Here is a 25,033-nt window from a genome sequence, read left to right on the forward strand (position 1 = left end):
AGGTTGCCGGCCAGCGGCCGGCACTACCGGTTCACGCTTCGCGGACCAGAGTCCCGTCGCGCAACCGGTACTGCGCATCGACCACGCCTTCGGGCAGGTCGTCGTGGGTGATCATCAGCAGGCTGCGCCCGTCCAGCAATCCGGAAAGGTCCTGCAACAGCGCACGTGCGGTATCCACGTCCAGCCCTTCGGTGGGTTCGTCGAGCAGCAGGATCGGCGCATTGCGCAGCAGCGCGCGCGCCAGCGCCAGGCGTCGTGCCTGGCCCGCCGACATCGTCGCACCGTTCTCGCCGACCCAGGCCTGCAGGCCGCCGTTGCGCTCGGCCCATTCGCCCAGGCGCACGCGGCGCAGCACCGCCCACAAGGCGGCGTCGCTGGCATCGGGATCACCCAATCGCAGGTTCTCGGCCACGCTGCCGGCGAACACCGGCGCGTTCTGCGGCAGCCACGCCAGTTGCCGGTGCCAGTCGGCCTGGGCGAAATCACGCAGGTCGCGGCCACCGTAGGTCAGCCGTCCCTGCTGCGGATCCCACAACCGCAGCAGCAGGCTCGACAGCGTGGTCTTGCCGCTGCCGCTGTCGCCGCGAATCGCGATGCGTTCGCCTGGCGCCAGGGTCAGCTGCAGGCCGGACAACACCGGCCGCGCGCCGCCTGGCCACTGGAAATGCACGTCATCCCAATGCACGCGCGCAGCCGGCGGCACCACCTGTGGCGCCTGGGGATCGTCCACCGTCGGCGGTTGCTCGACGATCGCCTGCAGGCGATCGGCGGCAATGCGCCCGGACTGCAGCGACTGCCAGGCCAGGCCCATGCCGGCCCACAGCTCGATCAACGCCACGGTGAGGAACACCAAACCTGCGGCCATTTCCGGTGCGATGCGCTGCTGCTCGGCCGCGTGCAGGGCCAACGCCAGCATCGCCACCAGGCCCAGCCCCGCCACCAGGCCGTGCAGGGTCGAGGCCGCGATCAGGCGCCAGCGGCGGCGGCGATCCCGCGAGGCCAGCTGCTTGGCAGCTACGCGTACCTTCAGCTGCCAGGCCGCATCGGCGTGCAGCGCGGCCAGGTCACCCGCACCTTCCAGCCCTTCGAATGCAGCGGTACGCAATGCGGCACGATGCGCGGCACGGTCGGCCTCTTCGTCGTCATGGCCACGCACGCCCAGCCACGGCACGCCGAAGGCGATCAGCAGCGCCAGCACCGCCAGCAGCACCGCAGCCGACGGCAGGATCAGTGCCGCCGAAACGATCGCGACCAGCGACAATCCGCCCAACGCCACCAGCGGCCCGATCGCACGCACCAGCAGGCCGTCCACTTCACCGATGTCGCCGAGCAGGCGCGCCAGAAGGTCGCCCGTGCGCGTAGCCCCCAACCGTGCAGGTGCCAGCGGCAACGCGCGGCGGAAGAACCACACGCGCAGGTCGCGGGCGATGCGCAGCGTGGCGTCGTGGCCGACCAGCTTCTCGAAATAGCGCGACACGATGCGCGCCATCGTCAGCCCGCGTATACCCGCGGACGGTGAGAAGAAGTTGAAGCCTTGGCCGAGGCCGGCCGCGCCAGCCAACGCGGCGGCGGTGAGGAAGCCACCGGACAGGCCAAGCAAGGCGGTGCCGGCCAGCATGGTGGTCCACAGCAGCAGCACGGTCAGCAGCAGGCGCGGCCGATGGCGCAGGAACACCGCGCGCAGCGAATCAGGCGAACGGCTCATGCGCGCACCGCCTGTGCCGGTTCGACCAGGCGCCCTTCCGGCAGCAGCAGGCAGCGGTCGGCCCAGGCGATCACCGCCGGGCTGTGGGTGGCGACCACCACACTGCGGCCCCGCGCATAGGCAGCCAGGCTGCGCAGCAGTGCGGCCTCGGTATCGGCGTCGAGAAACGCGGTGGGTTCGTCCAGCAACAGGACCTGCGGGTCGCGCAGCAACAACCGGGCCAGGCCGATACGACGGGCTTCGCCGCCGGAGAGGCCGAAGCCACGTTCGCCGATCACCGTGTCCAGGCCCAGTGGCAGGCGCTGTGCGAACTGCAGCACCTGCGCGGCCTCGGCCACCGCGCGCAGCCGCGCATCGCTGGCACCGGGATCAGCCAGGCGCAGGTTGTCGGCGATGCTGCCGTGGAACAGGTACGGACGCTGGCTGGCATAAGCCACCTGCACGCCAGGCCGCAGCTGCAGCTTGCCGGCGCGCGGCGGTAGCCAGCCGGCCAGCGCTTCCAGCAGGGTGCTTTTACCGGAGCCGCTGGGACCAACCAGGGCCAGGCGCTGGCCCGGCTCCAGCCGCAGGTCCAGATCCTGCAGCACATCCTGCGGCGCGCCCAGCGGACGCAGCACCAGCCCTTGTGCCTGCAGCGGCGGCAAGGCGGCCTCGGCCGGCTCCACCGCCAGCGGTGCAACCTCGTTCTCGATCAGGCCCTGCTCATCGGGCAGCGACTGCAGCAGGCGCTCCACTTCGGCGGCGGCGGCCAGTGCATTGGCGCGATCATGGTAGTGCGCGGCCAGCCGTCGCAGCGGCGCATAGAATTCCGGTGCCAGCAGCAGGCAGAACAGCCCCGCACCCAGCGTCGGCACCGCTGCATGCAGCGACATCATGCCCAGATAGCTCAGGCCCAGGTACAGCGCCACCATCGCCACGCTCACCGAGGCGAAGAATTCCAGCACCGTGGACGACAGGAAGGCAATCCGCAGCACCTTCAGCGTGCGCACGCGCACGCCTTCAGCGGCGGCCTCGATACCCTCCAGCTCGGCGTCACCGCGGCCATACAGGCGTAGCAGGCCCAGGCCCTTGATGCGGTCGGCGAAATGGCCGCTCATGCGTGCCAGCTCACCCAGCTGCGCACGGCCGGCCGCTTCGGCGCCCCAGCCCACCAGCATCATGAAAAATGGCACCAGCGGCGCAGTGAACAGCAGGATCAGCGCCACCACCCAGTCGACCCAGGCGGCAGCGGCCAGGATCAGCAGCGGCACCACCACCACTTCAGTGCGCACCGGCAGGAAGCCGCTGTAATAGCTCTCGATCGCATCACCGTGATGCAGCATCAGTTCGCCCAGTTCGCCGGTGCGGCGCTGCCGCAGCCACAGTGGGCCGTGGCCCAGCAGGCGTGCGAACACGCGTTCGCGCAATGCCAGGCGTGCGGCGTCGGCCACGTCACCGGCGGCGGCCTGGGTGGCGCTGCCCAGCAGGGTGCGCAGCACCAGGATCACCGCCAATCCCGCCAGCACCGGCAGGCCAGAGGCCAGCGGCACGCGCTCCACCAGCACCCGCTGCACCAGCCAGGCGATGGCGGCAGCCTGGCCGATCAACAGTGCGCCGGACAGGCTGATGCACAGCGCGGCCAGGCGCTGGCGGCCCCGGGCGGAGCGTGCCAGGTCGGCCAGCCAGGCCGTGCGCACACGCCGCTGGCGGGCGGTTTCAGCTTCCGGGGACAGGCCGTCAGGGGTCGTTTCGGCAGCGCTCAAGAGGTCTTCACGGGCAACGAGGGAGACACGGCATTGTAGGCGCAGGCAATAGCCCGCCCCTGCGGCCGGCGGTCGCAGTCTTCATCAGGTTGGCATACGATCAACCGGGGCACCTGTTCATACATTGATCTGGATCAAGGCTGTTTGAAGTAGTCGGTCACATCATTCACGTCGTAGACCACCCTTCCCGCCACCTGCAACGGCACTATCCAACGAGGTAGCCAGGCCATGATTGATCAGACAGTCGTAGAACTGTCGCGGCTGCAATTCGCGCTGACCGCGATGTACCACTTCCTATTCGTACCGCTCACCCTCGGCCTGTCCTTCATGGTGGCCATCATGGAGAGCGTGTATGTGATGACCGGCAAGGAGATCTGGCGCAGGATGACCCTGTTCTGGGGCGTCCTGTTCGGCATCAACTTCGCCATGGGCGTTGCCACCGGCATCGTCATGGAATTCCAGTTCGGCATGAACTGGTCCTACTACAGCCACTACGTGGGTGACATCTTCGGTGCGCCACTGGCCATCGAAGGCCTGATGGCGTTCTTCCTGGAAGCCACCTTCGTCGGCCTGTTCTTCTTCGGCTGGAACCGCCTCAGCAAGGTCAAGCACCTGATGGTGACCTGGCTGATGGCGCTGGGGACCAACCTGTCGGCGATCTGGATCCTGGTGGCCAATGGCTGGATGCAGAACCCGACCGGTGCGGTGTTCAACCCGGAAACCATGCGCATGGAAGTGGTCGACTTCATGGCGGTGGTGTTCAACCCGGTGGCGCAGGCCAAGTTCGTGCACACCGTCAGCGCCGGCTACGTGACCGGTGCGGTGTTCGTGATGGCGATCAGCGCGTTGTTCCTGCTGCGCAACAAGCACAAGGACCTGGCCCGCCGTTCGTTTGCGGTGGCCGCGGCGTTCGGCCTGCTGTCATCGCTGTCGGTGGTCGTGCTGGGTGACGAGAGCGGTTACGCCGCCAGCGAACACCAGAAGATGAAGCTGGCCGCGATCGAAGCGATGTGGGAGACCGAGCGTGCGCCGGCCGACTTCACCGCCTTCGGCATCCCCAACCAGGAGACCCACCAGAACGACTACGCGGTGAAGATCCCCTACCTGATGGGCCTGATCGCCACCCGCTCGTTGAACCAGCCGATTCCCGGCATCCTGGAACTGGTCGAGCGCGCCGAACACCGCGTGCGTGGCGGCCAGCTGGCCTACGGTGCATTGGAACGCCTGCGCGCCAACAAGAACGACGTTGAAGCGCGCGAGATGTTCGACCGTCACTGGCAGGACCTGGGCCACGGCCTGCTGCTCAAGCGCTATCGTGATGACATCCTCAACGCCACCCCGCAGGAAATCTCGCAGGCGGCGATGGACACGGTGCCGCGCGTGATGCCGTTGTTCTGGACCTTCCGCGTGATGGCCGGCCTCGGCTTCTACCTCATCGCTTTCTTCGCCCTGGCCTTCTACTACTCCTGCCGCAACAATTTCCAGGACAAGCGCTGGTTCCTCAAGCTGGCCCTGTGGACGCTGCCGGCACCGTGGATCGCGATCGAGTGCGGCTGGTTCGTGGCCGAGTATGGTCGCCAGCCGTGGGCGGTCGATGGCGTGCTGCCGACCTTCTATGCAGCATCGGGGCTGGCCCTGCATGAAATCGTGCTGACCCTGGCCGGCTTCACTGCCATCTACACCGCGCTGATCGTGGTCGAGATCAAGCTGATGCTCAAGGCGATCCGCAAGGGTCCGGACGAGGTGCTGCCGTCACTGCAGTCGCCCCAGCCGCATGCTTCCCACAATGCCTCGGCGCCGGCCGCCGGCCAGGCCTGAGGCAGGAGAACCAAGATGGATTTCATTCTTCTGGACTACACCACGCTGCGCGTGATCTGGTGGCTGCTGCTCGGCATCCTGCTGATCGGTTTCGCCGTGATGGATGGTTTCGACCTGGGCGTGGGCACCCTGCTGCCCTTCGTCGCCCGCAACGACGCTGAGCGCCGGCTGGTGATCAATACCATCGGTCCGGTATGGGAAGGCAACCAGGTGTGGCTGATCCTGGGCGGCGGCGCGATCTTCGCCGCATGGCCGCCGCTCTACGCGGTCAGCTTCTCCGGGTTCTACCTGGCGATGTTCGTGATCCTGTTCGCGCTGATCCTGCGACCGGTCGGCTTCAAGTTCCGCAGCAAGATGCCCAGCGAGCGCTGGCGCAACACCTGGGACTGGGCGCTGTTCATCGGTGGCTTCATCCCGGCGCTGATCATGGGCGTGGCGGTGGGCAACGTGGTGCTGGGCGTGCCGTTCCACTTCGATGACAGCATGCGCATCTTCTACACCGGCTCGTTCTTCGGCCTGCTGATGCCCTTCGCGCTGCTGGCCGGCCTGCTCAGCGTGTCGATGCTGGTCGCCCACGGTGCCGCCATGCTGGTGCTGAAGACCGACGGCCCGGTGGCCGAACGTGCGGCCCGTTTCGGCAGCATCGCCGCGATCATCGCCTTCGTGCTGTTCGCGGTGGGCGGTGCCTGGGTGGCCTTCGGCCTGCCGGGTTACCAGATCACCTCGCAGGTGGTCACCGACGGCGCCACCAATCCGCTGCTGAAGACCGCCGAACTCGGCGCCGCCGGTGGCTGGATGCGCAACTACAGCGCCATGCCGGCCACGATCCTGGCGCCGCTGCTGGGCCTGGCCGGCCTGCTGGCCAGTGCGGTACTGCTGCGGGCCCGTCGCGGCGGCCTGGCCTTCATCGCCTCCGGGGCAGCCATCGCCGGCATCATCCTGACCGTCGGCTTTGCGATCTTCCCGTTCCTGCTGCCGTCCTCGAGCCAGCCCACCTCCAGCCTGACCGTGTGGGACGCCTCGTCCAGCCACCTGACCCTGTGGATCATGCTGCTGGCCACGGCGGTGTTCCTGCCGATCATCCTCGCCTACACCACCTGGGTGTACCGCGTGCTGAAGGGCAAGACCACCACCGAAGAGATGGGCAACAACCCGAACGCGTATTGATTGCTTGCACGTGTGCCGACCAACGGTCGGCACCTACCCGGAATGAAGGAGACTGATCATGTGGTATTTCGCCTGGATTCTCGGTGCCGGCCTCGCCTCGACGGTGGCCATCCTCAACGGCATGTGGTTCGAAGCCCGCGAGCAGAACCGCATCGAGAAGGAAAATCGTCGCTGAGCTGTAAAAAAGCCTTGCCGCCTTGGCCTTCACACGGTATCTTAGGCGGCTCCTTCGGGGTGTAGCTCAGTCTGGTAGAGCGCTACGTTCGGGACGTAGAGGTCGCAGGTTCGAATCCTGTCTCCCCGACCACTTCGGTGGTCGCATTGAAGCCTGGTGAAGTCGTCCAGGCTTTTTTGTTCCCTGAAGTGGCACTGCTTCGGCAGTGTGAAGAAAACAGCATTCACCCCTTGCCGCCATCGGGGTGAATCGCTAGAATAGGCGGCTCCCTTCGGGGTGTAGCTCAGTCTGGTAGAGCGCTACGTTCGGGACGTAGAGGTCGCAGGTTCGAATCCTGTCTCCCCGACCACTTCGGTGGTCACCAAGAAGCCTGGAAGACATCACTGTCCTCCGGGTTTTTTTGTATCAGGGCACCTGGCCGCCCGCATGACGGGACCTTGCAGGAGCCCGCACGTACAATGGCCGCGCTGCCGGCCCGCCAGCAGCCCCCACCCCCCACCTGCCGCTTCGGCGTAGATCGATGCCGGCGCTGCATGCCATTGCCCCGGCATGCGACACCTGCAAGGACCACCGATGAGTTCCTCCACTTCCGATTCGCCGTCGCTGCTGCACGGTCGTGTCCTCGCGTTTGCCGCGATCCTGCTGGCAGCGGTCAACCTGCGCACTGCGGTCACCTCGATCACCCCGCTGCTGGACGTACTCGGCCAGCAGTTCGGCTTCGGCACCACCATGACCGGCGTGCTGGGCATGCTGCCGACCGCCTCGTTCGCGCTGTTCGGCGTGGCCACGCCGGCGCTGGCGCGGCGCCTGGGCCTGGAGCGCACCACGCTGCTGGCGATGGTGATGGCGATGGCCGGCCTGCTGCTGCGCTCCAGTGCCGGCAACGTCGGCACGCTGCTGCTCGGTTCGGTGCTGGCACTGGCCGGCATGGGCATCGGCAACGTGGTGGTGCCGCCGCTGGTGAAGCGCTACTTCGCCAACAAGGTCGGCACCATGAGCACGCTCTACATCAGCGTGCTGCAGTTGGGCACCATGCTGCCCGCATTGCTCGCGGTGCCGATGGCCAACGCCGCTGGCTGGCGCGTGTCGCTGGGCATGTGGGCACTGCTGGCACTGGCCGCAGCATTGCCGTGGCTGGTTCTGGCCAGGCGCGCACCGAAGCCGCAGGCAGATGCCACCGACCCGGCCGCACAGCCGCATGGGAAAGTCTGGCGCACCTCACTGGGCTGGAGCATGACGCTGATGTTCGGCATGACTTCGCTGATGACCTATTCGATGTTCACCTGGCTGCCACGCATCGTGGTCGAGGCCGGCGGCACACCGGCCTTCGGTGGCGTGATGGTGGCGGTGTTCTCGGCGCTGGGGCTGCTGCCGTCGCTGGTCATTCCATCCATGGCAGTTCGCATGCAGAACCCGTTCCCGCTGGTGCTGATCGGCTTCTTCTCGTTCGTGATCGCCTTCACCGGCCTGCTGCTGGCACCGATGAAGGCCCCCCTGCTATGGGCGTGCCTGCTCGGCGTCGGTCCATCCACCTTCCCGCTGGCGCTGACCCTGATCAACCTGCGCACGCGCACCCCCACCGGCTCGGCGGCACTGTCCGGCTTCATGCAGGGCGTGGGTTACAGCTTCAGCTGTCTGGGGCCGTTCCTGGTCGGCTGGCTGCATACGGTCAGCAACGGCTGGACGCTCCCGTTCAGCTTCCTGTTCGGCTGCGCCACCCTGATGCTGTGCGCCTCCTGGGTGGCCTGCAAGCCGCGCAAGCTGGAAGACCTCTGGTAAGCCGCGCAGGGCCTCGCAACCGGCCCTACCTACCGCTCGTCAGCCCGCCTGCGCATTTTGACACCGGGCTGACAATTCCGGGCGGATAGTGCCCACGAATGCCCATCCTTGCCGCGTGCCGGCATCGGGCATGGGGGCGGCAGCGCCGCCCAGGCCGCCATTCGGTGTGCGGGGGACTCTCGTTTCAGACAAGACATTGCAGGTCGCTGTCCGGGTTTGTATCCGTCCTTGCTGGACGGGAATGCACGAAGGGAGTGACGCGGGCCACGGCCACGCCAAAAGCTGGCATGTGATGTGCGTCACATTTCTCAAGTTGTCTGGTTCGGAAGCCAAGGGGGTCCCCAATGGTTGTCCACCGCCGGCTGGCGCTCTGCGTCGGCCTTGCCTGTACCGCCCTGGCCTGGGCCAGCAGCGCTGCCCCGCCTGACCGCGAGGCGGCCCTGGCCGAGATCGGCCGCTACCGCGACCAGGCCCGCTGGCTGGATGCCCTCGGCGCGATCGAGCGCGCCAGCCAAGAGCAACCCAACGACGACCTGCTGTTCAAGCTGCGCGTACTGACCCTGGGCGACATCGGCAACGCCTGGCGCGCCTGGGAGCTGTACCAGCAGCGCCCGCAGCTGTTCGACGCTGCACAGAAGCAACGCATCGAAGGCGACTACCTGGCCAAGCTGGTGGTCTGGAGCCTGGCCTACAGCAGCAGCGAAGACAGCCGCCTGGAAGAAGCCGAATCGACCCTGGCGCGCATGCAGCGCTACCTGGGCAGCGAAGGCACCCCGCCCGCGCAGGCGCCGCTTCGCGTCCGCATGGACCGGCTGATCCTGCTCAACCGGCTGGGCCGCCATGCGCAGGTGCGCGAGGAAGCCCGCGCACTGCAGGCCGAAGGCCATGCCCTGCCCGACTATGTGCTGCCTGCGGTCGGCGATTCGCTGATGGGCACCCTGCATCCGGAAGAAGCCATACCGGTGCTGCAGGCGGCAGTGGCCGGCGACCCGACACGCGATGCCTCGCATTCGGAACTGGCCTATGCCTACCTGGAGAGCGAGCAGCAGGAAAAGGCGATCGACCTGCTGCAGGCCTGGCGTGACAAGGAGCCGGCGTGGCGCTGGAGCAACGGCAAGTCACCGTACGCGAACTGGTCACGTTACGAGGCCGACCTGAATCTGGCGATGGTACGCGCCTATAGCGGCGACCTGCGCACCGCACAGCACGACCTGGAATCGATGGTCGACATCGCACCGGGCAACGGCGGCCTGCAGAGCGCGCTGGGCAGCGTGTACATGATGCGCGGATGGCCACGCATGGCACTGCAGCGCCAGCAGATGGCACATGCGCTGGACCCTCGCGACATCGAGCCGCGGCTGGGCATGGAGGAGGCCTACGTCGCCCTGCAGCGCGATGACCTGGCAAGGCCACTGCACGACGATCTTGTCGCACGCTACCCGACCCAACCCGCCGTCGAACGCATGGACCAGGCCTGGCGGGCGCATCGCGGTTGGCAGCTGAAGGCATGGACCGACATTGGTCGCAGCTCCGGCGGTGGCGGCACCTCGCCGCTGGGCAACAACGACCGTCACTACGGCATGGAAGTGCAGACACCGGTGCTCGACGACCGCTGGCGGTTGTTCGCCTTCGCCGACAGGCGCTCGGTCGACTTCCAGGACCAGCGCATCGACCCGCTGTGGCTGGGCGCGGGCGTACGCTACCGCTTTGGCCAGCTGGATGCGGAAGCGGCGGTACTGCGCGCCAACGACCACATTGGCGATACCGGCCTGCGCATCGGCGTGGGTTGGCAGTTCAACGATTACTGGCATGCCGGGCTGGTGGCCGCACGCAATGACCCGGAAGCCTCGATGCAGGCGCGCGTGGCGGGCATCAGTGCTGACAGCGTGAGCGCGCAGGTCGACTACCGGCGCAGCGAGCTGACCCACTGGATGTTCGGCGCCAGCCGCTTCCGCTACGACGACGGCAACCACCGCGAGCTGTTCAGCACCAGCATCGAACAGCGCCTGCTGACCTGCCCGCGCTGGTTGATCGACGGCCTGGCCAGTGCCTACACCAGCCGGGGCAGCCGCGACGACGCGCCCTACTTCAACCCGAAGCGCGACCGCATGGTCGAGATCGGGCTGCGCATCGACCAGCAGCTGTGGCGGCACTACGAGCGCCACTTCCGGCACCGCCTGACGGTCTCGCTGGGTGACTACTGGCAGGACGGCTTCGGCAGCGCTCTGGTCCCTTCGGTGTCCTACATGCACGAATGGCAGCTGGGCCAGGGCCGCGTGTTCGAGTACGGCGTGCGCTGGTCGCGGCCGGTCTACGACGGCCACCGCGAGCGTCATATCGGCTTCGAAGCCGCACTGCGCTGGGGAGAGTGACATGGCCCGCATCCTGCGACTGATCGTGCTCCTGCTGCTGGCCGCCACGCCGCCGGCGTTCGCGCAGCAGGCCCTGCATCTCGATGCCACTGACAACGGCCTGCTGATCCTCAGCTACCACGACATCCGCGACCGGGTCGCGGCCAAGGGCGACGCCGATACCTACGCGGTGAGCACGCAGAACTTCGCCGCGCACCTGGATTGGCTGGGGGCACACGGCTACCACCCGGTGTCGCTGTCGCAGGTGATCGACGCCTCCCAGGGACGCGCCACGCTGCCACCGAAACCGGTACTGCTGACCTTCGATGATGGCCTGCGCAGCGTCTACGACAAGGCATTCCCGCTGCTGCAGGCGTACCGCTACCCGGCGCTGGTGGCAGTGATCACCGATTACGTGGACATGGCGCCCGGGCGCACGATCGACTATGGCTACCGGCCGTTCGGCCACGATGACTTCGTTACCTGGGCGCAGCTGAAGCAGATGCACGACAGCGGCCTGATCGAAGTGGCCAGCCATACCGACGACCTGCACCACGGAGTGCTTGCCAATCCGCAGGGCAATTCGACGCCAGCGGTGGTCACCCGCATCTACCGGCCGGCCACGCGCAGCTACGAGAGCGAGGCGCAGTACGAGCAGCGCCTGCGCGCCGATCTCGGCCGCAGCGTGCAGCGCATCCAGCAGCATCTGGGCGTGCGCCCGCGCGCCATCGTCTGGCCGTACGCCGCCTACAACCAGTTGAGCAACGACATCGCCGAACAGCTGGGCATGCCGGTGTCCTTCGATCTGGAAGGCCGCAGCACGCCAGTGGCCAGCGACCTGCATGGGCTGGCGCGCTTCCTGGTCAGCGACAACCCGACCGTGGAGGGCCTGGCCTACGAGCTGCGGCGCGACGTTGCGCTCGACGGCATCCGCGCGTTGCAGGTCGACCTGGATGATGTGTACGACCCGGACCCGGCGCAGCAAGGGCGCAACCTCGATGCGCTGATCGAGCGGGTCAAACGCATCTCGCCCACCCACGTCTACCTGCAGGCGTTCGCCGATCCGGACGGCAACAACACCGCCGATGCACTGTACTTCCCCAACCGGCACATGCCGATGCGCGCGGACCTGTTCAGCCGGGTCGCCTGGCAGCTGAAGTCGCGCGCGGGGGTGAAGGTCTACGCATGGCTGCCGGTGCTCGGCTTCGAGCTGCCCGACCCCGTGCAGCGCAAGGCACTGGCGATCCACAACGGCGATGCCGACGGCATGTACCGGCTGGACTTCACCAAACCGAAGGCACGCCAGATCATGCTCGACATCTACGAGGATCTGGCCGTCAATTCGTACTTCGAAGGCCTGCTCTTCCATGATGATGGCTACCTGCGCGACACAGAACTGCCCACGCTGGCGGCCGGCGACGATGGCAGCGCTCGCACCCGGGCGCTGATCGACTTCACCCTGGCCCTGCGCGGCAGTGCGCAGCGTTGGCGGCCGAAGCTGGCCACGGTGCGCAACCTGTACGCGGAGCCGGTACTGCGTCCGCAGAGCGAAGCCTGGTTCGCGCAGCGCCTGGACCTGTTCAACAAGGCCTACGACCAGACCGCACTGATGGCGATGCCGTGGATGGAAGGCAGCAGGCATCCGGAACGCTGGCTCGACCAGCTGCTGGCCGCGGTGCGTGCGCACGATCCCCAGTTGCAGCACACCCTGTTCGAACTGCAGACCGTCGATTGGCGCAGCGGGCAACCGATTCCCGCCGAGCGCCTGCGCGCGCAGATCCGCCAGCTGCAGGCGCAGGGCGTGCACCACTTCGCCTGGTACCCGGACGACTTCATCGCCGGCCAGCCTTCCACCCATGATGCCCGCGCGGCGATGTCCGCCGGCAACTTCCCGTACCCGGAGAAGTGACATGGACATGCACCCGCTGCTGCAGGTCCTGTTCCAGTTCGCCTTCTACTACCCGATGGTGATGGCGTTCTTCTGGATGTCGGGCGGCCTGTATTACTACTTCCGGCGCGAACGCCATTCGCGCCCACGCAACGACCCGCCGCTGATGGTCGATCCACCGTTCGCGAGCCTGTTGATTCCCTGCCACAACGAGTCCGCGAACCTCGACGACACACTCGGCGCGGCACTGGCACAGCGCTATCCGGCCGACTACGAGGTGATCGCCATCGACGATGGCAGCAGTGATGACACCGGCGCCCGGCTCGACGTGCTGGCGGCGAAGCATCCGCGGCTGCGCGTGCTGCACCTGGACCGCAACCTCGGCAAGGCCAACGCGCTTCGCATGGGTGCGCTGGCGGCCCGCTCGGAGTACCTGGTGTGCATCGATGGCGATGCCATGCTGGAGGAACACGCCCTGCACTGGATGGTCTGGCACCTGGTCAGCGGCAACCGCGTCGGTGCGGTCACCGGCAACCCGCGCATCCGCAACCGTTCCACCCTGCTTGGACGCCTGCAGGTGGCCGAATTCTCCTCGATCATCGGCATGATCAAGCGCGCGCAGCGCGTGTACGGGCGCATCTTCACCATCTCCGGAGTGATCGCAGGCTTTCGCCGCACCGCCCTGCACCAGGTCGGCTGGTGGTCGGACGACATGGTGACCGAGGACATCGACATCAGCTGGCGCCTGCAGCGTGCGCATTGGGACATCCGCTACGAACCCAACGCGCTGTGCTTCATCCTGATGCCGGAAACGCTGAAGGGTCTGTGGCGGCAACGGCTGCGCTGGGCGCAGGGTGGCGTGGAAGTGATGCTGCGGCATGCGCGTTCACTGCTGCACTGGAAGGAACGGCGCATGTGGGGCGTACTGCTGGAGTACGTGCTGAGCGTGATCTGGGCCTACACCATGTTGTTCATCGTGGTGCTGTGGGTGCTGGGCAAGCTCATCGACGTACCGCCGCAGCTGTACATCGCCAGCCTGCTGCCGCAATGGCATGGCGTGATCCTGGCCCTGGTCTGCCTGATGCAGTTCGCAAGCAGCCTGATCATCGACCGTCGTTACGAAACACAGATTGGACGCAACTACTTCTGGGTCATCTGGTACCCGATGGCGTACTGGCTGATCAGTCTTTCCACCACCCTGGTGGCGTTGCCGAAGACCCTGCTGCGCCGTCGCAGCAAGCGCGCCACCTGGACCAGTCCCGATCGGGGGATCCGATGAACGCACAACGCCCGTCCAACCGCTTCGACTCGCGGATGATTCGCAAGCCGCATCGCCAACCACGCTTCCAGCGCACCGCCTGGGGCTTCGTCACCCTCGCGTTCTGGGGGTTCTACTTCTACCTGTGGGCACCGTTGGTGACCCTGTTCTCGTGGCTGATCGGCGGCCAGCTGGCCTGGCAGCAGCTGTACGAACGGCAAAGCCAGTTCGACCCCTATGTGCTGGTGGCACTGCCGCTGATGCTGCTGTGTGCCAGCGTGCTGCTGATCGGCTGGGCCGAGTACAACCGCGCGCGCTTCCGTGGCCACGAGCGACGCCTGCCGCGACCGCTGGCCAGCCTCAATGAAGTCGCGGCCGATCTGGGTGCCAGCACCGGCCTTGCCGAGCGCCTGCTGGGCTGCAAGGCCGCCACGCTGCACATGGACGATCACGCGCGGCCGATCGGTATCCGCCGCGAGGTGGTGTGACGCCCCGGTAGTCGCCGACCCGGGTCGGCGCTTGCTTGGGTAGCTGCCGACCCTGGTCGGCGCTTGGGCCTGGTGGGCGCCGACCTTGGTCGGCACCGGGGTCTACCGCGAAGGGCATCCGCGCATCGCGTGGATCTACTTGCGCGTCTGCCCTTCACCGCGCACGACGAATCGTTCGACGGTGAGTGCTTCCAGGCCCATTGGGCCGTACGCATGCAGGCGCGTGGTGGAAATGCCGATCTCGCTGCCCAGGCCCAGCTGTCCACCGTCGGAGAAGCGCGACGAGGCATTGACCATCACCACCGCCGAGCGCAGTGCGTTGACGAAGCGCTCGGCATGGCCGGCGTCTTCGGTGACGATCACTTCGGTATGGTCGGAGGTATAGGCACGGATATGCGCGATGGCCGCATCGAGGTCGTCGACCACCCGCACGGCCAGCACCAGGTCGAGGAACTCGGCAGCGTAGTCGTCTTCGCTGGCGGCGGTGCTGCCCGGCAGCAGCGGCTGCGCGTTCGTGTCGGCGCGCAGCTCCACGCCACGCTCACCGAGCGCCTGCGCCACGCGCGGCAGGAAGGCTTCGGCCACATCACGATGCACCAGCAGGGTTTCCAGCGAGTTGCAGGCCGACGGACGGCTGCACTTGCCGTCCACCAGAAGGTCGATGGCTTTGCCGAGGTCGGCGCTGGCATCCACGAACAGGTGGCAGACACCCTTGTAGTGCTTGATCACCGGCACCCGCGCATGCTCGGAAACGAAGCGGATCAGGCCTTCGCCGCCGCGCGGAATCGCCAGATCGATCAGTTCATGCAGCTGCAGCAGCTCCAGCATTGCTTCGCGGCGCAGGTCGGTCAGCACGGTCACTGCCGCCGCCGGTACGCCATTGGCCTGCAGGGCGACGGCCAGCGCCTGGGCGATGGCGGTGTTGGAGTGGACCGCTTCGGAACCACCGCGCAGGATCACGCCATTGCCGGCCTTCAGGCACAGCGCAGCCGCTTCGGCGGTCACGTTCGGGCGCGCCTCGTAGATCATCGCGATCACGCCCAGCGGCACGCGCACCTTCTGCACGCGGATGCCGTTTGGACGCACATCGTCGCGGGTGATCTGGCCGACGGGATCGGGCAGCGCGGCGACCTCACGCACGGCTTCGGCCATCGCGAACAGGCGTGCCGGGTCCAGCGCCAGGCGGTCGAGCATGGCACTGCCAATGCCTTTCTCGCGCGCAGCGGCAAGGTCGCGCGCATTACCGGCCAGGATCAGCCCGGCATTCACTTCCAGTGCCTGGGCCATTGCCAGCAGCAGCGTGCGGCGCGCCGCACTGTCGAGGCCGGCAACGATCTGGGCCGCGTCACGGCAGGCACGCGCCTGCGCTTCGATTTCGCTCATCGGGGAGTCCTTCAAATCGGTCATGGCAGCACCAGATCGTCGCGATGGACGACACTGCCACCGTAGTTGTAGCCCAGCACGGCCTCGATGTCGCGCGAATGGCGGCCGGCGATCCAGCGCACATCATCGGCCGCGTACTGGCTGACGCCGCGCGCCACGCAGACGCGGCCCTGTGGCGCGTTCCAGCACACCTGCACCATGTCGCCACGGCGGAACATGCCCTCCGCGCCGGTGATGCCGCCGGGCAGCAGCGAGGCGCCCTTCTCGCGCATCGCCTGCGCCGCGCCGGCATCGATCACGATCGCTCCCTCGACCAGCGGCGCGTGCCGCAGCCAGTGCTTGCGGGCCGCCTCACGGCTGCGCGCGGCGTGGATACGGGTACCGAACAGGCGGTCCTGGGCCAGCGCGCGTACCACGTCACCGCTACGGCCATTGAACAGATAGGTTTCGATGCCGAGACGACCCGCCTTCGCTGCCGCTTCCAGCTTGGTCCGCATGCCGCCGGTACCGGCGCGCGAGCCGGCGCCGCCGGCCATCGCCAGCACCTCGTCACTCAGTTCCGGCACGTCGTGCAGCGGCCGCGCGTCGGCCACGGTGCGCGGGTCGGCGCTGTACAGGCCATCGATATCGGTGGCGATGAACAGCGCATCGGCATCGACCAGCGCCGCCACCGTCGCCGCCAGGTTGTCGTTGTCGCCAAGCTTGAGCTCGTCCACCGACACGGTGTCGTTCTCGTTGACCACCGGCAACGCGCCCAGCCGCAGCAGTTCGTTGAGCGTGGCGCGGGCGTTGAGGTAGCGGCGGCGGTTGCGCAGGTCGTCATGGGTCAGCAGCACCTGCGCCACCGGGCGCTCGAAGAAGCGCTGCCAGAGCCCGATCAGCTGGGCCTGGCCGAGCGCAGCCAGCGCCTGCCGCGCCGCCATCGCCGCGCCAGGTTCATCGGCCCGCGGCAGGATCGCGCGCCCGGCAGCGACCGCGCCGGAAGACACGATCACCACCTCGCGCCCGGCCAGGACATTGGCCGAGACGAACTGCGCCAGGCCCAGCGCGTGGCGTGGTGACAGGCCGCCGCCATCGGCTGCCAGCAGGCTGCTGCCGACCTTCAGCACCGCACGCCGCCATGGCGGCAGCGCTTGTTCGGGGAACGGCGAGGCGACGTTGGCAGCGTGCGGGATCATCGGTCAGTGTCTCAGCGGGTGTTCCATTCGTGCACGGTCAGCTCGGAGGCCTGCATCGTCACCAGCGGATCGGTGGCGACGATGGCCTGCGCCTGCGCCAGGCTGTCCACGTTGCACAGCACATAAGCGCCACCACTGCCGTCGGCGAAACCACCAGTCAGCTGCAGCTTGCCCTGCGCCTGCAACGCATCGAGGAAATCGCGGTGCAGCTGCACCGCTGCATCGTTGAAGTCCGGCCGGCGCATCGCCATCACCAGGTAGACAGTGCCCGCCATCAGGACAGCGCCTGCCAGCGCGCGCGCAGTTCGTCCAGGCGCAGGTCGGCGGCCGAACCCGGCGACACGCGCGCGGCGAGGCTGCCTTCCGGGGTACGCCCCTGCCCTGCACTGTCGGCACCGGCCGCAGCGGCCTTGTAGGCCTCACGGAACGGCACGCCGGCCACGGCCGCTTCCACCGCCACGTCGGTGGCATACATGCCCGAATCGATGGCCGCACGCAGCTTGTCGTCACGCCATTCCAGGTTGGCCAGCAGCGCCGGCAGCAGCTCCAGCGCGGCCAGGCCACGGCCGAAGCCGTGGAAGATGGCACCCTTGGACGACTGCAGGTCGCGGTGGTAGCCCGACGGCAGCGACAGCAGCTGCTCGATCTCGGTGCGCGCTGCGGCGACGCTGGCGTGGGTCGCACGCATCAGCTCGATCACGTCCGGGTTGCGCTTGTTGGGCATGATCGAACTGCCGGTGGTGTACTGCGCCGGCAGCGCGACGAAGCCGAACTCGGCGCTGGTGAACAGCGACAGGTCCCAGGCGATGCGGCGCAGGTCCAGCGTGGCACCACCGAGCGCTTCCAGCGCGGCCAGCTCGAACTTGCCGCGCGACAGCTGTGCGTAGATCGGCGAGATCTGCATGCGCGCGAAACCGAGCGCGGCCGTGGTGTGTTCGCGGTCCAGCGGCAGGTTCACGCCGTAGCCGGCAGCCGTGCCGAGCGGATTGGCATCGACCAGCGCATGGGTGTCACGCGCGCGGATGGCATTGTCGATGAAGGCCTCGGCCCAGCCCGCCCACCACATGCCGGCCGAGGACACTACGGCGCGCTGGATGTGGGTGTAGCCGGGAATCGGCAGGTCCTTCTCGGCCTGTGCGCGGTCCAGCGCGACCTTGGCCACTTCGGCGCTGAGCTGTGCCACGCGCTGCAGCTTCTCCTTCAGCCACAGGCGGGTGGCGACCAGGATCTGGTCGTTGCGGCTGCGGCCGGTGTGGATCTTGCGGCCGGCATCGCCGAGGCGTTCGGTCAGGCGCGCTTCGATCGCCGAGTGGCCATCCTCATACTGGGTATCGAGCACGAAGCGGCCTTCGCGGAAGTCCTGCGCCAGCACCTCCAGTTCGCGCAGCAGGCCGTCCAGCTCGTCGGCACTGAGGATGCCGATGTGCTGCAGGCCTTGTGCATGTGCGGCGCTGGCGGCGATGTCATGCAGGAAGAACTCGCGGTCGAGGATCACGTCGTCGCCGGCGAGGAAGGTCTGGATCTGGGCGTCGACAGCGACGCCGGGCTTCTGCCAAAGAAGGTTTGCCATGGGGGCTCCGGAAGGCGTGTTCAGTGCGGGATGGACGTCAGTTCATCGATGCCCAGCGCGAGGTTGAGGTTCTGCATGGCCTGGGTGGCCGCGCCCTTGAGCAGGTTGTCCAGGGTCGCCACCACGACGACCCGCTTGCCGCCCGGCGCGAGCGTGAAGCCACCGACCTGGGCACCGTGTCGGCCGGCGATGCGACTGACCCACGGCGCGTCATCCACCACGTCGATCAGGGGTTCGCCGGCATAGGCCTGCTGGAAGCGCTCGACGATCTGTTCGCGGGTCTGCACGCGGTTCAGCCACAGGTTGGCGGTAAGCGTGATGCCCCGGAAATGCGGCGCGACATGTGGCATGAATTCAACAGCCACGCCCAGCTGCACCGACACCTCGCGCTCGTGCACGTGGTTGGTCAGCGCGTAGGGCATCAGGTTGTCGGCCAGCAGTTCGACGTTGTTCTTGTCCGACGGCGTGGTACCGGCGCCGGAGTAGCCGGAGACACCGAAGCACTGCGGCGGACCGGCCAGCAGGTCCAGCAGCGGATGCACCGCCAGCTGCATCGCCGTGGCATAGCAGCCCGGGTTGCTGATGTGCTTCTGGCCGTTGTAGCGGCCGCGGGTCAGCTCCGGCAGGCCGTAGTACCAGCCGTTGTCGAAGCGATAGTCGGCCGAGAGATCGACGATGACGGTGTCCGGCTTCGCCGCTTCCAGCGCAGCCACGAACGGTGCGGCCAGGCCATTGGGCAGGGCCAGGATCACTGCGTCCACACCCTTGGCCGCCACCGCGTCGGCGTCCAGGTTCTCGTACTGCAGATCGCCCTGGAATTCCGGGTGATGGTCGGACAGGCGCTGCCCGGCGCGCTCGCGCGAGGAGACGAAAGCCAGTTCCAGCCGCGGATGGGCGGCCACCAGCTTGATCAGCTCGGCACCGGTATGGCCGCGGGCACCGACGATGCCAAGGGTAAAGGTCGAATCGTTCATGCGTGGCTGTCCAGGCGGTACTGCAGGTGGCGCTTCACGCCCTGCCATTCCGCATCGATGATGGAGAAGATGACGGTGTCGCGCGGCGTGCCGTCGGCATGCCGCTTGTGATTGCGCAGCACGCCGTCCTGCTTGGCGCCGAGGCGGGCGATGGCAGTGCGCGAGGTGGCGTTGAACCAGCTGGTTTCCAGCACCACGCTGATGCAGCCCAGCGTTTCGAAGGCGTGCTGCAGCAGCAACAGCTTGGCTTCGGTGTTGGCGCCGGTACGCTGCACGCGCGGCGCATACCAGGTGTAGCCGAGGCTGAGTTTCGGCACACCGGCATCCATGTCATAGAAACGGGTACTGCCGACGATGTCACCCGCCGCATCACGGATCACAAACGGCAGCACCTTGCCTTCGCTCTGCGCCTGCAGCGCGGCCCGCACATAGGTCTCGGCCTGTTCCGGCGACGGCACCTGGGTGTACCAGAGCTGGTCCAGGCCGCTGCCTTCAAGCGCATCGCGCAGGCCGGGCACGTGTTCCATCTGCAGCGGCTGCAGGGTTACGTGCTGGCCGCGCAGGGTAGGAACCGTGTTCCAGGCATCGAGGTTGCTCATTGCTCAGCCCTGCAGGCTCGGGGTGCGCTGCGCGCAATGATCGACATAGGTCTTGATCCGGTCGATGCCATCGGCACCGAACCAGAATACCTTCCAGTGGTCCTGCTTGTAGCAGCCGTCGGACTCGGCGTAGTAGAAGTGATTGATCGGGTTGCCATGGCGCGAGCGCCAGAACAGCTGCGGCGTCTCTTCCAGCATCACGTTCCAGACCGCACGGCCCAGACCCTCGCCCTGCGCGTCGTCGAGCACGGCGAACTTGTCCAGGTACACGCCCTCTGCCTCGTCGGTGAGGATGACCGCGGTGCGGTAGTTCTCGCTGACGTAGGCACGCAACAGCTTGGTCTTCTCGAAATAGTCCGGCACCAGCGCGCGGCCGAAGCTGGATTCGATCAGGCCCTTCAGGCGCGGCAGGTCCAGTTCGTTCCAGGCGGTGGCGCGCAGCACCTTTTCACCCTTGCGCACCAGCGTGCCCGAACCCTTGTGGGTGAACAGTTCCTTGGCCAGGTCGGCCGGGCGCGTGATCGACACCGACGATTCCAGCGGCAGGCGGTCGAGCAGATCCTTGATCTGTTCGATCTTCACCTTCATGCCGCCGTGGATCCACGGCTGCGCGATCAGGTGGTCGTACTCGGTGGACAGGTTGATCGAATCGATCACGTTGCCCGCCTCGTCCAGCAGGCCGCCCGTGCCGGTCAGGAAGATGATCTTGTACGGCTGCAGTTCCTGCACCAGCTCGTTGGCGGCGAAGTCGGCGTTGACGTTGAGGATCTGGCCGCCGGCGGTCTCGCCCAGGCTGGTGATGACCGGGATCGAGCCAGCGCGCAGGCTGGCCTCGATCGGTGCCAGGTTGACCTTCTTCACCTCGCCCACCAGGCCGTAGGTATCCACATCCAGGTACTCGGCTTCGAACACGCCGCCGGTGATCGAGGTGGCGCGCGCGCCGTTCTGCTGCAGCGCCTCGACCAGCCTCAGGTTGGACTGCTGGAACACCCGGCGCACGATCGCCAGCGCTTCCGGCGAGGTCACGCGCAGGCCGTTCACGGTCTGCTTCTCGATGCCGGCGGCCGACAGTTCGGCATCCAGCTGCGGGCCGGCGCCGTGCAGCACGATCGGGGTCAGCCCGACTTCCTGCAGGAACGACAGCGAAGAGGTCAGCGCGTCGAGGTCGTCGCGCAGCACCGCGCCGCCGACCTTGACCACGGCGAAGCGCTTGGCATCCAGCTGCGAGAAGCGCTTGAGGTACTGGCTGATCTCCTTCGCGCTGGCCATGCTGGAAAGCAGGCGCACGATGGTCTGGCGGGTCTGGCGATGGGGCTGGAGGGCAGGAGACATTTCGGTTTCGTCGGAAAGGGAAGAATCAGGCGCCGGCGGCGATGATGCGGTGCACGGCGTCGGTGTAGCGCTGCAGCTGTTCCAGCGTCACGAACTCATCGGCGGTGTGGGCCTGGGCGATGTCACCCGGGCCGAACACCAGCGTGGTGTAACCACCGGCCGAGAACAGCGAGGCCTCGGTCCAGAAGTCCACCGCGTTGCCGATCGGCAGTTCCAGCGCATCGGCCACGTCACGTGCCAGCAGGCGGCGGTTCTCGGCTTCGGCGATGTCGCCGGCCGGCAGGCTGGGGCCACGGAAGGTTTCGGTGAATACCGCCGCTTCCGGCTCGGCGAAACCGGCGAAGGTGGCCAGCAACGCGTCGATGTTCATCGACGGCAGCGGCCGGAAGCCGAAGCGCACTTCGGCAGCGGGCGCGATCATGTTGGCCTTGATCCCGCCTTCGACGCGGCCGATGTTGAAGCGCAAGCCCGTCAGCCCACCGAAGCGCGCCGAAGCCAGCGATTCCACATGGTCCAGCGCGCGATTGCCCCAGCGCATCGCCTGGTGCAGCGCGCTGGCAGCCGCATCCTGCTTGCCCGAGGCGTGCCCTGCACGACCGGCGAACTGCATCAGCACCGAGCTGATGCCGCGATGCGCCAGCACCGCTTCGCTCATGGTCGGCTCGGCCACCAGCACCGCTTCGTACGGAATGCCGCGGGCCAGGAACGCGGCGATGCAGCGCGGATCGTTGGCTTCTTCATCGCTGGAGAACAGGAACGCGGCATCACCATCGCTGGCATTGGCCGCAGCCACCAGTGCAGCGGCCGCGCCCTTGATGTCACACACGCCCAGGCCGACCACGCGGTCGTCCAGGCGCCGCATCACATGCGGGTCGGCACTCCAGTGCGGCGAGTCCGGCACCGTATCCAGGTGCACGTTGAACAGGTACTTCGGCGTACCACGCACGGCGTACAGGCTGACCGCGCCCGCGCCATGGTCGATCACCTCGACATTGAATCCGGGCAGGTTCGCGCGCAGGTAATCGAAGATGCCACCGGTGGTGATCGCACGCGGCGGGTTGCGGGTGTCGAAAGACACCAGGGCCTGCAGGTGATCGAGCGTCTGTTCAAGCATGTGTCTGAATATCCGTAGGGTTCGAAATCGGTAGTGCCGGCCGCTGGCCGGCTCCGCAATGATCCAGCCGTGCCACGAGCCGGCCAGCGGCCGGCACTACCCTCCATCGACGTTGCGAGGCGCCGGCCAGCGGCCGGCACCCCGTCACAGGTCAACCACGATTGACCTGCGCATAGACAGTGGAGCTCATCCCGAACAGCTTGATGAAGCCTTCGGCCTCTTCCACGCCCCAGTCGGCCGACTGCGCGTAGGTGGCACCCTTGGTGTTGAGCAGGTGCGGCGACTTCACCGCCACTGCATCGACGCGGCCACCGCGGGTTTCCAGCACCACTTCACCGTTCACCTTGGCCTGCGAGGACTTCAGGAAGGCTTCGATGTCGGTCTTCAGCGGGTCGTGGTAGAAACCTTCGTACACCAGCTCCACCCACTTGCGTGCAACGTCCGGCTTGAAGCGGTTCTGCTGCTTGGTCAGCACCGCATCTTCCAGCGCGCGGTGTGCGGCCAGCAGCGAGACCAGGCCCGGGGCCTCGAACACGATGCGGCCCTTCAGGCCGATCACGGTGTCGCCGGTGTACACGCCGCGACCGACGCCGTACGGGGCGAACAGCTTGTTGAGCTGGGCCAGGATCTGGTCGCCCGGCAGCGCCTTGCCGTTCAGTTCAACGGCTTCGCCTTCAACGAACTTCAGGGTGACGGTCAGCGCCTGCTCCGGCCACTCGCTGCGCGGTGCGCACCAGCCACGAGCGCCCTCGCCCGGGGCTTCCCAACGGTCGATCTCGCCGCCGGACATGGTCAGGCCCAGCAGGTTCTCGTTGATGGTGTAGGCCTGCTGCTTGGCGCGCACGCCGAAGCCGCGCTCTTCCAGGTACTTCTGCTCGTAGGCGCGGGTCTGGGTGTGTTCCTTCTGGATCTCGCGGATCGGCGCGATGATCTGGTAGTCACCCAGCGCCTTCACGGCCAGGTCGAAGCGGACCTGGTCGTTGCCCATGCCGGTGCAGCCGTGGGCGATGATGTTGGTGCCCAGTTCGGCGGCACGCTTCAGCGCGGCATCGACGATCAGGTAGCGGTCCGAGACCAGCAGCGGGTACTGGCCCTGGTAGCCTTCGCCGGCCCACACGAACGGCTTGACGAAGCCCTCCCAGATGGCCGGGCCACCGTTGACGGTGACGTGGCTGGTCACGCCCAGTTCGGCGGCGCGCTTTTCGATGAAATCGCGCTCTTCATCATCCACGCCGCCGGTGTCGGCGAACACGGTGTGCACGTTGTAGCCGCGCTCCTGCAGGTACGGCACGCAGAAGCTGGTATCCAGGCCGCCGGAGAAGGCGAGAACGACGTCTTTGTTGCTCATGGGAGTCAGGTCCACTTGGGGGATGGGAATTCGGTAGAGCCGACCGTTGGTCGGCTGGAATGTTGGATGCGCCGCTGCGGGAGCAGCCGACCAACGGTCGGCGCTACCCCTTGTTCGATCTAGCGCCCGGCAACCGCCGCCATGATCGCCTTCTGCACGTGCAGGCGGTTCTCGGCTTCGTTGATGGCGATGCACTGCGGCGAATTCATCACCGCGTCGGTGGCCTTCACGTTCCGGCGCAGCGGCAGGCAGTGGCTGAACACACCGTTGTTGGTCAGTGCCATCTTCCGCTCGTCCACGATGAAGTGCTTGAACTGGTCGCGGATCGGCTTCTCCGGCTCCCAGTTGCCGAAGAACGGCAGCGCGCCCCAGCTCTTGGCGTAGACCACGTCGGCGCCGGCGTAGGCGCTGTCGATGTCATGGCTGATCTTCAGCGAACCGCCGCTCTCGGCCACGTTCTGCTCGGCCCAGCCCATGTAGCGATCGTCGAGGATGTAGTCGGCGGTCGGGCACAGCAGGGTCACGTCCATGCCCATGCGGGTGGCGATGGTCAGTGCCGAGTTGGCCACGGCGGTGTTCAGCGGCTTGGGGTGGTAGGTCCAGGTCAGCACATACTTCTTGCCACGCAGGTCCTGGGTGCCGAAGTGCTCCTGCAGGGCCATGACGTGGGCCAGCTCCTGGCACGGGTGGGTGATGGTCTCCATGTTGATGACCGGCACCGGCGAATACTTGGCGAAGCTGTTGAGGACGATGTCCTGGCGATCGTAGGCCCAGTCGATGAACTTGGGGAACGCACGCACGGCGATGATGTCGCAGTAACGCCCCAGCACCTTGGCCACTTCCGCAATGTGCTCCTCGGTATCGCCGTCCATCACCGTGCCGAGGTTGAACTCGATCGGCCACGCATCCTTGCCCGGCTGCAGCACCACCGCGTGGGCGCCGAGCTGGAACGCGCCCAGTTCGAAGCTGGTGCGGGTGCGCATGGAGGGGTTGAAGAACACCAGCGCGATCGACTTGCCCTTGAGCTGGTCGCCGAGCTTGTTGCGCTTGAACAGCGCGGCCTGGGTCAGCAGCGCGTCAAGATCGCTGCGGCTCCAGTCCTGGGTGTTCAGGAAGTGCTTGGGGGACATCATCTTTCCTTGCGTGGCGGCGCCGGGTTCGACG

Annotated in this window: 20 protein-coding genes and 2 tRNA genes; 10 read left to right on the forward strand and 12 right to left on the reverse strand. The window is 67.0% G+C overall.

Annotated elements, in window-relative coordinates; translation table 11 throughout:
* Positions 1–31 precede the first annotated feature (31 nt).
* The gene (gene cydC, locus AC5P7E_RS01240) at positions 32–1,705 is read right to left on the reverse strand and encodes a thiol reductant ABC exporter subunit CydC (protein WP_114618904.1); all 1,674 of its coding nucleotides are present in this window, start codon (positions 1,703–1,705) and stop codon (positions 32–34) included.
* Positions 1,702–3,447, reverse strand: coding sequence for a thiol reductant ABC exporter subunit CydD (gene cydD / locus AC5P7E_RS01245; RefSeq protein ID WP_114618903.1), 1,746 nt, complete (start codon positions 3,445–3,447; stop codon positions 1,702–1,704). Before cydD ends, cydC begins: the two co-directional genes overlap by 4 nt.
* Positions 3,448–3,675: 228 nt before the next feature.
* On the opposite strand from cydD, the gene AC5P7E_RS01250 reads away from it, so the two are divergent.
* The 10 genes from AC5P7E_RS01250 (at position 3,676) to pgaD (ending at position 14,371) form a co-directional block, all read left to right on the forward strand.
* Positions 3,676–5,265 carry a cytochrome ubiquinol oxidase subunit I gene (locus tag AC5P7E_RS01250; RefSeq protein WP_005410352.1) on the forward strand — a complete coding sequence of 530 codons (1,590 nt, stop codon included), beginning with the start codon at positions 3,676–3,678 and terminating at the stop codon, positions 5,263–5,265.
* A gap of 15 nt (positions 5,266–5,280) precedes the next feature.
* Positions 5,281–6,432 carry a cytochrome d ubiquinol oxidase subunit II gene (gene cydB, locus AC5P7E_RS01255; RefSeq protein ID WP_005410353.1) on the forward strand — a complete coding sequence of 384 codons (1,152 nt, stop codon included), beginning with the start codon at positions 5,281–5,283 and terminating at the stop codon, positions 6,430–6,432.
* 58 nt (positions 6,433–6,490) lie between these two features.
* Complete coding sequence (gene cydX / locus AC5P7E_RS01260; RefSeq protein ID WP_005410354.1) at positions 6,491–6,607, forward strand: cytochrome bd-I oxidase subunit CydX; 117 nt, start codon at positions 6,491–6,493, stop codon at positions 6,605–6,607.
* Positions 6,608–6,662: 55 nt separating this feature from the next.
* A tRNA-Pro gene (locus tag AC5P7E_RS01265) sits at positions 6,663–6,739 on the forward strand.
* Between the two features lie 140 nt (positions 6,740–6,879).
* Positions 6,880–6,956: transfer RNA gene (locus AC5P7E_RS01270), tRNA-Pro, on the forward strand.
* A 224-nt stretch (positions 6,957–7,180) separates the two neighbouring features.
* The gene (locus AC5P7E_RS01275) at positions 7,181–8,386 is read left to right on the forward strand and encodes a CynX/NimT family MFS transporter (protein WP_005413997.1); all 1,206 of its coding nucleotides are present in this window, start codon (positions 7,181–7,183) and stop codon (positions 8,384–8,386) included.
* A gap of 344 nt (positions 8,387–8,730) precedes the next feature.
* Complete coding sequence (gene pgaA / locus AC5P7E_RS01280) at positions 8,731–10,758, forward strand: poly-beta-1,6 N-acetyl-D-glucosamine export porin PgaA (protein ID WP_114618902.1); 2,028 nt, start codon at positions 8,731–8,733, stop codon at positions 10,756–10,758.
* A 1-nt stretch (position 10,759) separates the two neighbouring features.
* Positions 10,760–12,646, forward strand: coding sequence for a poly-beta-1,6-N-acetyl-D-glucosamine N-deacetylase PgaB (gene pgaB / locus AC5P7E_RS01285; protein WP_114618901.1), 1,887 nt, complete (start codon positions 10,760–10,762; stop codon positions 12,644–12,646).
* Position 12,647: 1 nt separating this feature from the next.
* On the forward strand, positions 12,648–13,904 hold the full coding sequence (pgaC, locus tag AC5P7E_RS01290; protein ID WP_005410358.1) for a poly-beta-1,6-N-acetyl-D-glucosamine synthase: 1,257 nt from the start codon (positions 12,648–12,650) through the stop codon (positions 13,902–13,904).
* The gene (gene pgaD / locus AC5P7E_RS01295; RefSeq protein WP_005410359.1) at positions 13,901–14,371 is read left to right on the forward strand and encodes a poly-beta-1,6-N-acetyl-D-glucosamine biosynthesis protein PgaD; all 471 of its coding nucleotides are present in this window, start codon (positions 13,901–13,903) and stop codon (positions 14,369–14,371) included. The genes pgaC and pgaD overlap by 4 nt, the downstream gene beginning before the upstream one ends.
* A 135-nt stretch (positions 14,372–14,506) precedes the next feature.
* Here pgaD and AC5P7E_RS01300 read toward each other — a convergent pair whose 3' ends face one another.
* From AC5P7E_RS01300 to AC5P7E_RS01345, 10 genes are all read right to left on the reverse strand, one after another.
* Positions 14,507–15,778: a glutamate-5-semialdehyde dehydrogenase gene (locus tag AC5P7E_RS01300; protein ID WP_114618900.1), complete on the reverse strand. Its 1,272-nt coding sequence runs from the start codon at positions 15,776–15,778 to the stop codon at positions 14,507–14,509.
* Positions 15,775–16,932 carry a glutamate 5-kinase gene (gene proB, locus AC5P7E_RS01305; RefSeq protein WP_495222815.1) on the reverse strand — a complete coding sequence of 386 codons (1,158 nt, stop codon included), beginning with the start codon at positions 16,930–16,932 and terminating at the stop codon, positions 15,775–15,777. Before proB ends, AC5P7E_RS01300 begins: the two co-directional genes overlap by 4 nt.
* An 11-nt stretch (positions 16,933–16,943) precedes the next feature.
* Complete coding sequence (locus tag AC5P7E_RS01310) at positions 16,944–17,207, reverse strand: YciI family protein (RefSeq protein ID WP_005410362.1); 264 nt, start codon at positions 17,205–17,207, stop codon at positions 16,944–16,946.
* Positions 17,207–18,502, reverse strand: coding sequence for an argininosuccinate lyase (gene argH / locus AC5P7E_RS01315; protein WP_114618899.1), 1,296 nt, complete (start codon positions 18,500–18,502; stop codon positions 17,207–17,209). Before argH ends, AC5P7E_RS01310 begins: the two co-directional genes overlap by 1 nt.
* 20 nt (positions 18,503–18,522) lie before the next feature.
* On the reverse strand, positions 18,523–19,476 hold the full coding sequence (argC, locus tag AC5P7E_RS01320; RefSeq protein WP_114618898.1) for an N-acetyl-gamma-glutamyl-phosphate reductase: 954 nt from the start codon (positions 19,474–19,476) through the stop codon (positions 18,523–18,525).
* Positions 19,473–20,075: a GNAT family N-acetyltransferase gene (locus tag AC5P7E_RS01325; protein ID WP_114618897.1), complete on the reverse strand. Its 603-nt coding sequence runs from the start codon at positions 20,073–20,075 to the stop codon at positions 19,473–19,475. Before AC5P7E_RS01325 ends, argC begins: the two co-directional genes overlap by 4 nt.
* Positions 20,076–20,078: 3 nt before the next feature.
* A complete protein-coding gene (locus AC5P7E_RS01330; RefSeq protein ID WP_005410366.1) occupies positions 20,079–21,407 on the reverse strand; it encodes an acetylglutamate kinase in 1,329 nt (442 codons plus the stop codon).
* Positions 21,408–21,432: 25 nt separating this feature from the next.
* Positions 21,433–22,521: an acetylornithine deacetylase gene (locus AC5P7E_RS01335; protein WP_005410367.1), complete on the reverse strand. Its 1,089-nt coding sequence runs from the start codon at positions 22,519–22,521 to the stop codon at positions 21,433–21,435.
* A gap of 151 nt (positions 22,522–22,672) precedes the next feature.
* A complete protein-coding gene (locus AC5P7E_RS01340; protein WP_005410368.1) occupies positions 22,673–23,869 on the reverse strand; it encodes an argininosuccinate synthase in 1,197 nt (398 codons plus the stop codon).
* Positions 23,870–23,988: 119 nt separating this feature from the next.
* Complete coding sequence (locus tag AC5P7E_RS01345; RefSeq protein WP_099484818.1) at positions 23,989–24,999, reverse strand: N-acetylornithine carbamoyltransferase; 1,011 nt, start codon at positions 24,997–24,999, stop codon at positions 23,989–23,991.
* Positions 25,000–25,033: the final 34 nt, after the last annotated feature.

The organism is Stenotrophomonas sp. YJH_SMC_25, assembly GCF_059369595.1.

Bases quoted from the DNA above. Each gene is read 5' to 3' on its own strand.
- cydC (WP_114618904.1), bottom strand. From the start codon at position 1,705: ATGAGCCGTTCGCCTGATTCGCTGCGCGCGGTGTTCCTGCGCCATCGG.
- AC5P7E_RS01250 (WP_005410352.1), top strand. From the start codon at position 3,676: ATGATTGATCAGACAGTCGTAGAACTGTCGCGGCTGCAATTCGCGCTG.
- cydB (WP_005410353.1), top strand. From the start codon at position 5,281: ATGGATTTCATTCTTCTGGACTACACCACGCTGCGCGTGATCTGGTGG.
- cydX (WP_005410354.1), top strand. From the start codon at position 6,491: ATGTGGTATTTCGCCTGGATTCTCGGTGCCGGCCTCGCCTCGACGGTG.
- AC5P7E_RS01275 (WP_005413997.1), top strand. From the start codon at position 7,181: ATGAGTTCCTCCACTTCCGATTCGCCGTCGCTGCTGCACGGTCGTGTC.
- pgaA (WP_114618902.1), top strand. From the start codon at position 8,731: ATGGTTGTCCACCGCCGGCTGGCGCTCTGCGTCGGCCTTGCCTGTACC.
- pgaB (WP_114618901.1), top strand. From the start codon at position 10,760: ATGGCCCGCATCCTGCGACTGATCGTGCTCCTGCTGCTGGCCGCCACG.
- pgaC (WP_005410358.1), top strand. From the start codon at position 12,648: ATGGACATGCACCCGCTGCTGCAGGTCCTGTTCCAGTTCGCCTTCTAC.
- pgaD (WP_005410359.1), top strand. From the start codon at position 13,901: ATGAACGCACAACGCCCGTCCAACCGCTTCGACTCGCGGATGATTCGC.
- AC5P7E_RS01300 (WP_114618900.1), bottom strand. From the start codon at position 15,778: ATGACCGATTTGAAGGACTCCCCGATGAGCGAAATCGAAGCGCAGGCG.
- proB (WP_495222815.1), bottom strand. From the start codon at position 16,932: ATGATCCCGCACGCTGCCAACGTCGCCTCGCCGTTCCCCGAACAAGCG.
- AC5P7E_RS01310 (WP_005410362.1), bottom strand. From the start codon at position 17,207: ATGGCGGGCACTGTCTACCTGGTGATGGCGATGCGCCGGCCGGACTTC.
- argH (WP_114618899.1), bottom strand. From the start codon at position 18,502: ATGGCAAACCTTCTTTGGCAGAAGCCCGGCGTCGCTGTCGACGCCCAG.
- argC (WP_114618898.1), bottom strand. From the start codon at position 19,476: ATGAACGATTCGACCTTTACCCTTGGCATCGTCGGTGCCCGCGGCCAT.
- AC5P7E_RS01325 (WP_114618897.1), bottom strand. From the start codon at position 20,075: ATGAGCAACCTCGATGCCTGGAACACGGTTCCTACCCTGCGCGGCCAG.
- AC5P7E_RS01330 (WP_005410366.1), bottom strand. From the start codon at position 21,407: ATGTCTCCTGCCCTCCAGCCCCATCGCCAGACCCGCCAGACCATCGTG.
- AC5P7E_RS01335 (WP_005410367.1), bottom strand. From the start codon at position 22,521: ATGCTTGAACAGACGCTCGATCACCTGCAGGCCCTGGTGTCTTTCGAC.
- AC5P7E_RS01340 (WP_005410368.1), bottom strand. From the start codon at position 23,869: ATGAGCAACAAAGACGTCGTTCTCGCCTTCTCCGGCGGCCTGGATACC.
- AC5P7E_RS01345 (WP_099484818.1), bottom strand. From the start codon at position 24,999: ATGTCCCCCAAGCACTTCCTGAACACCCAGGACTGGAGCCGCAGCGAT.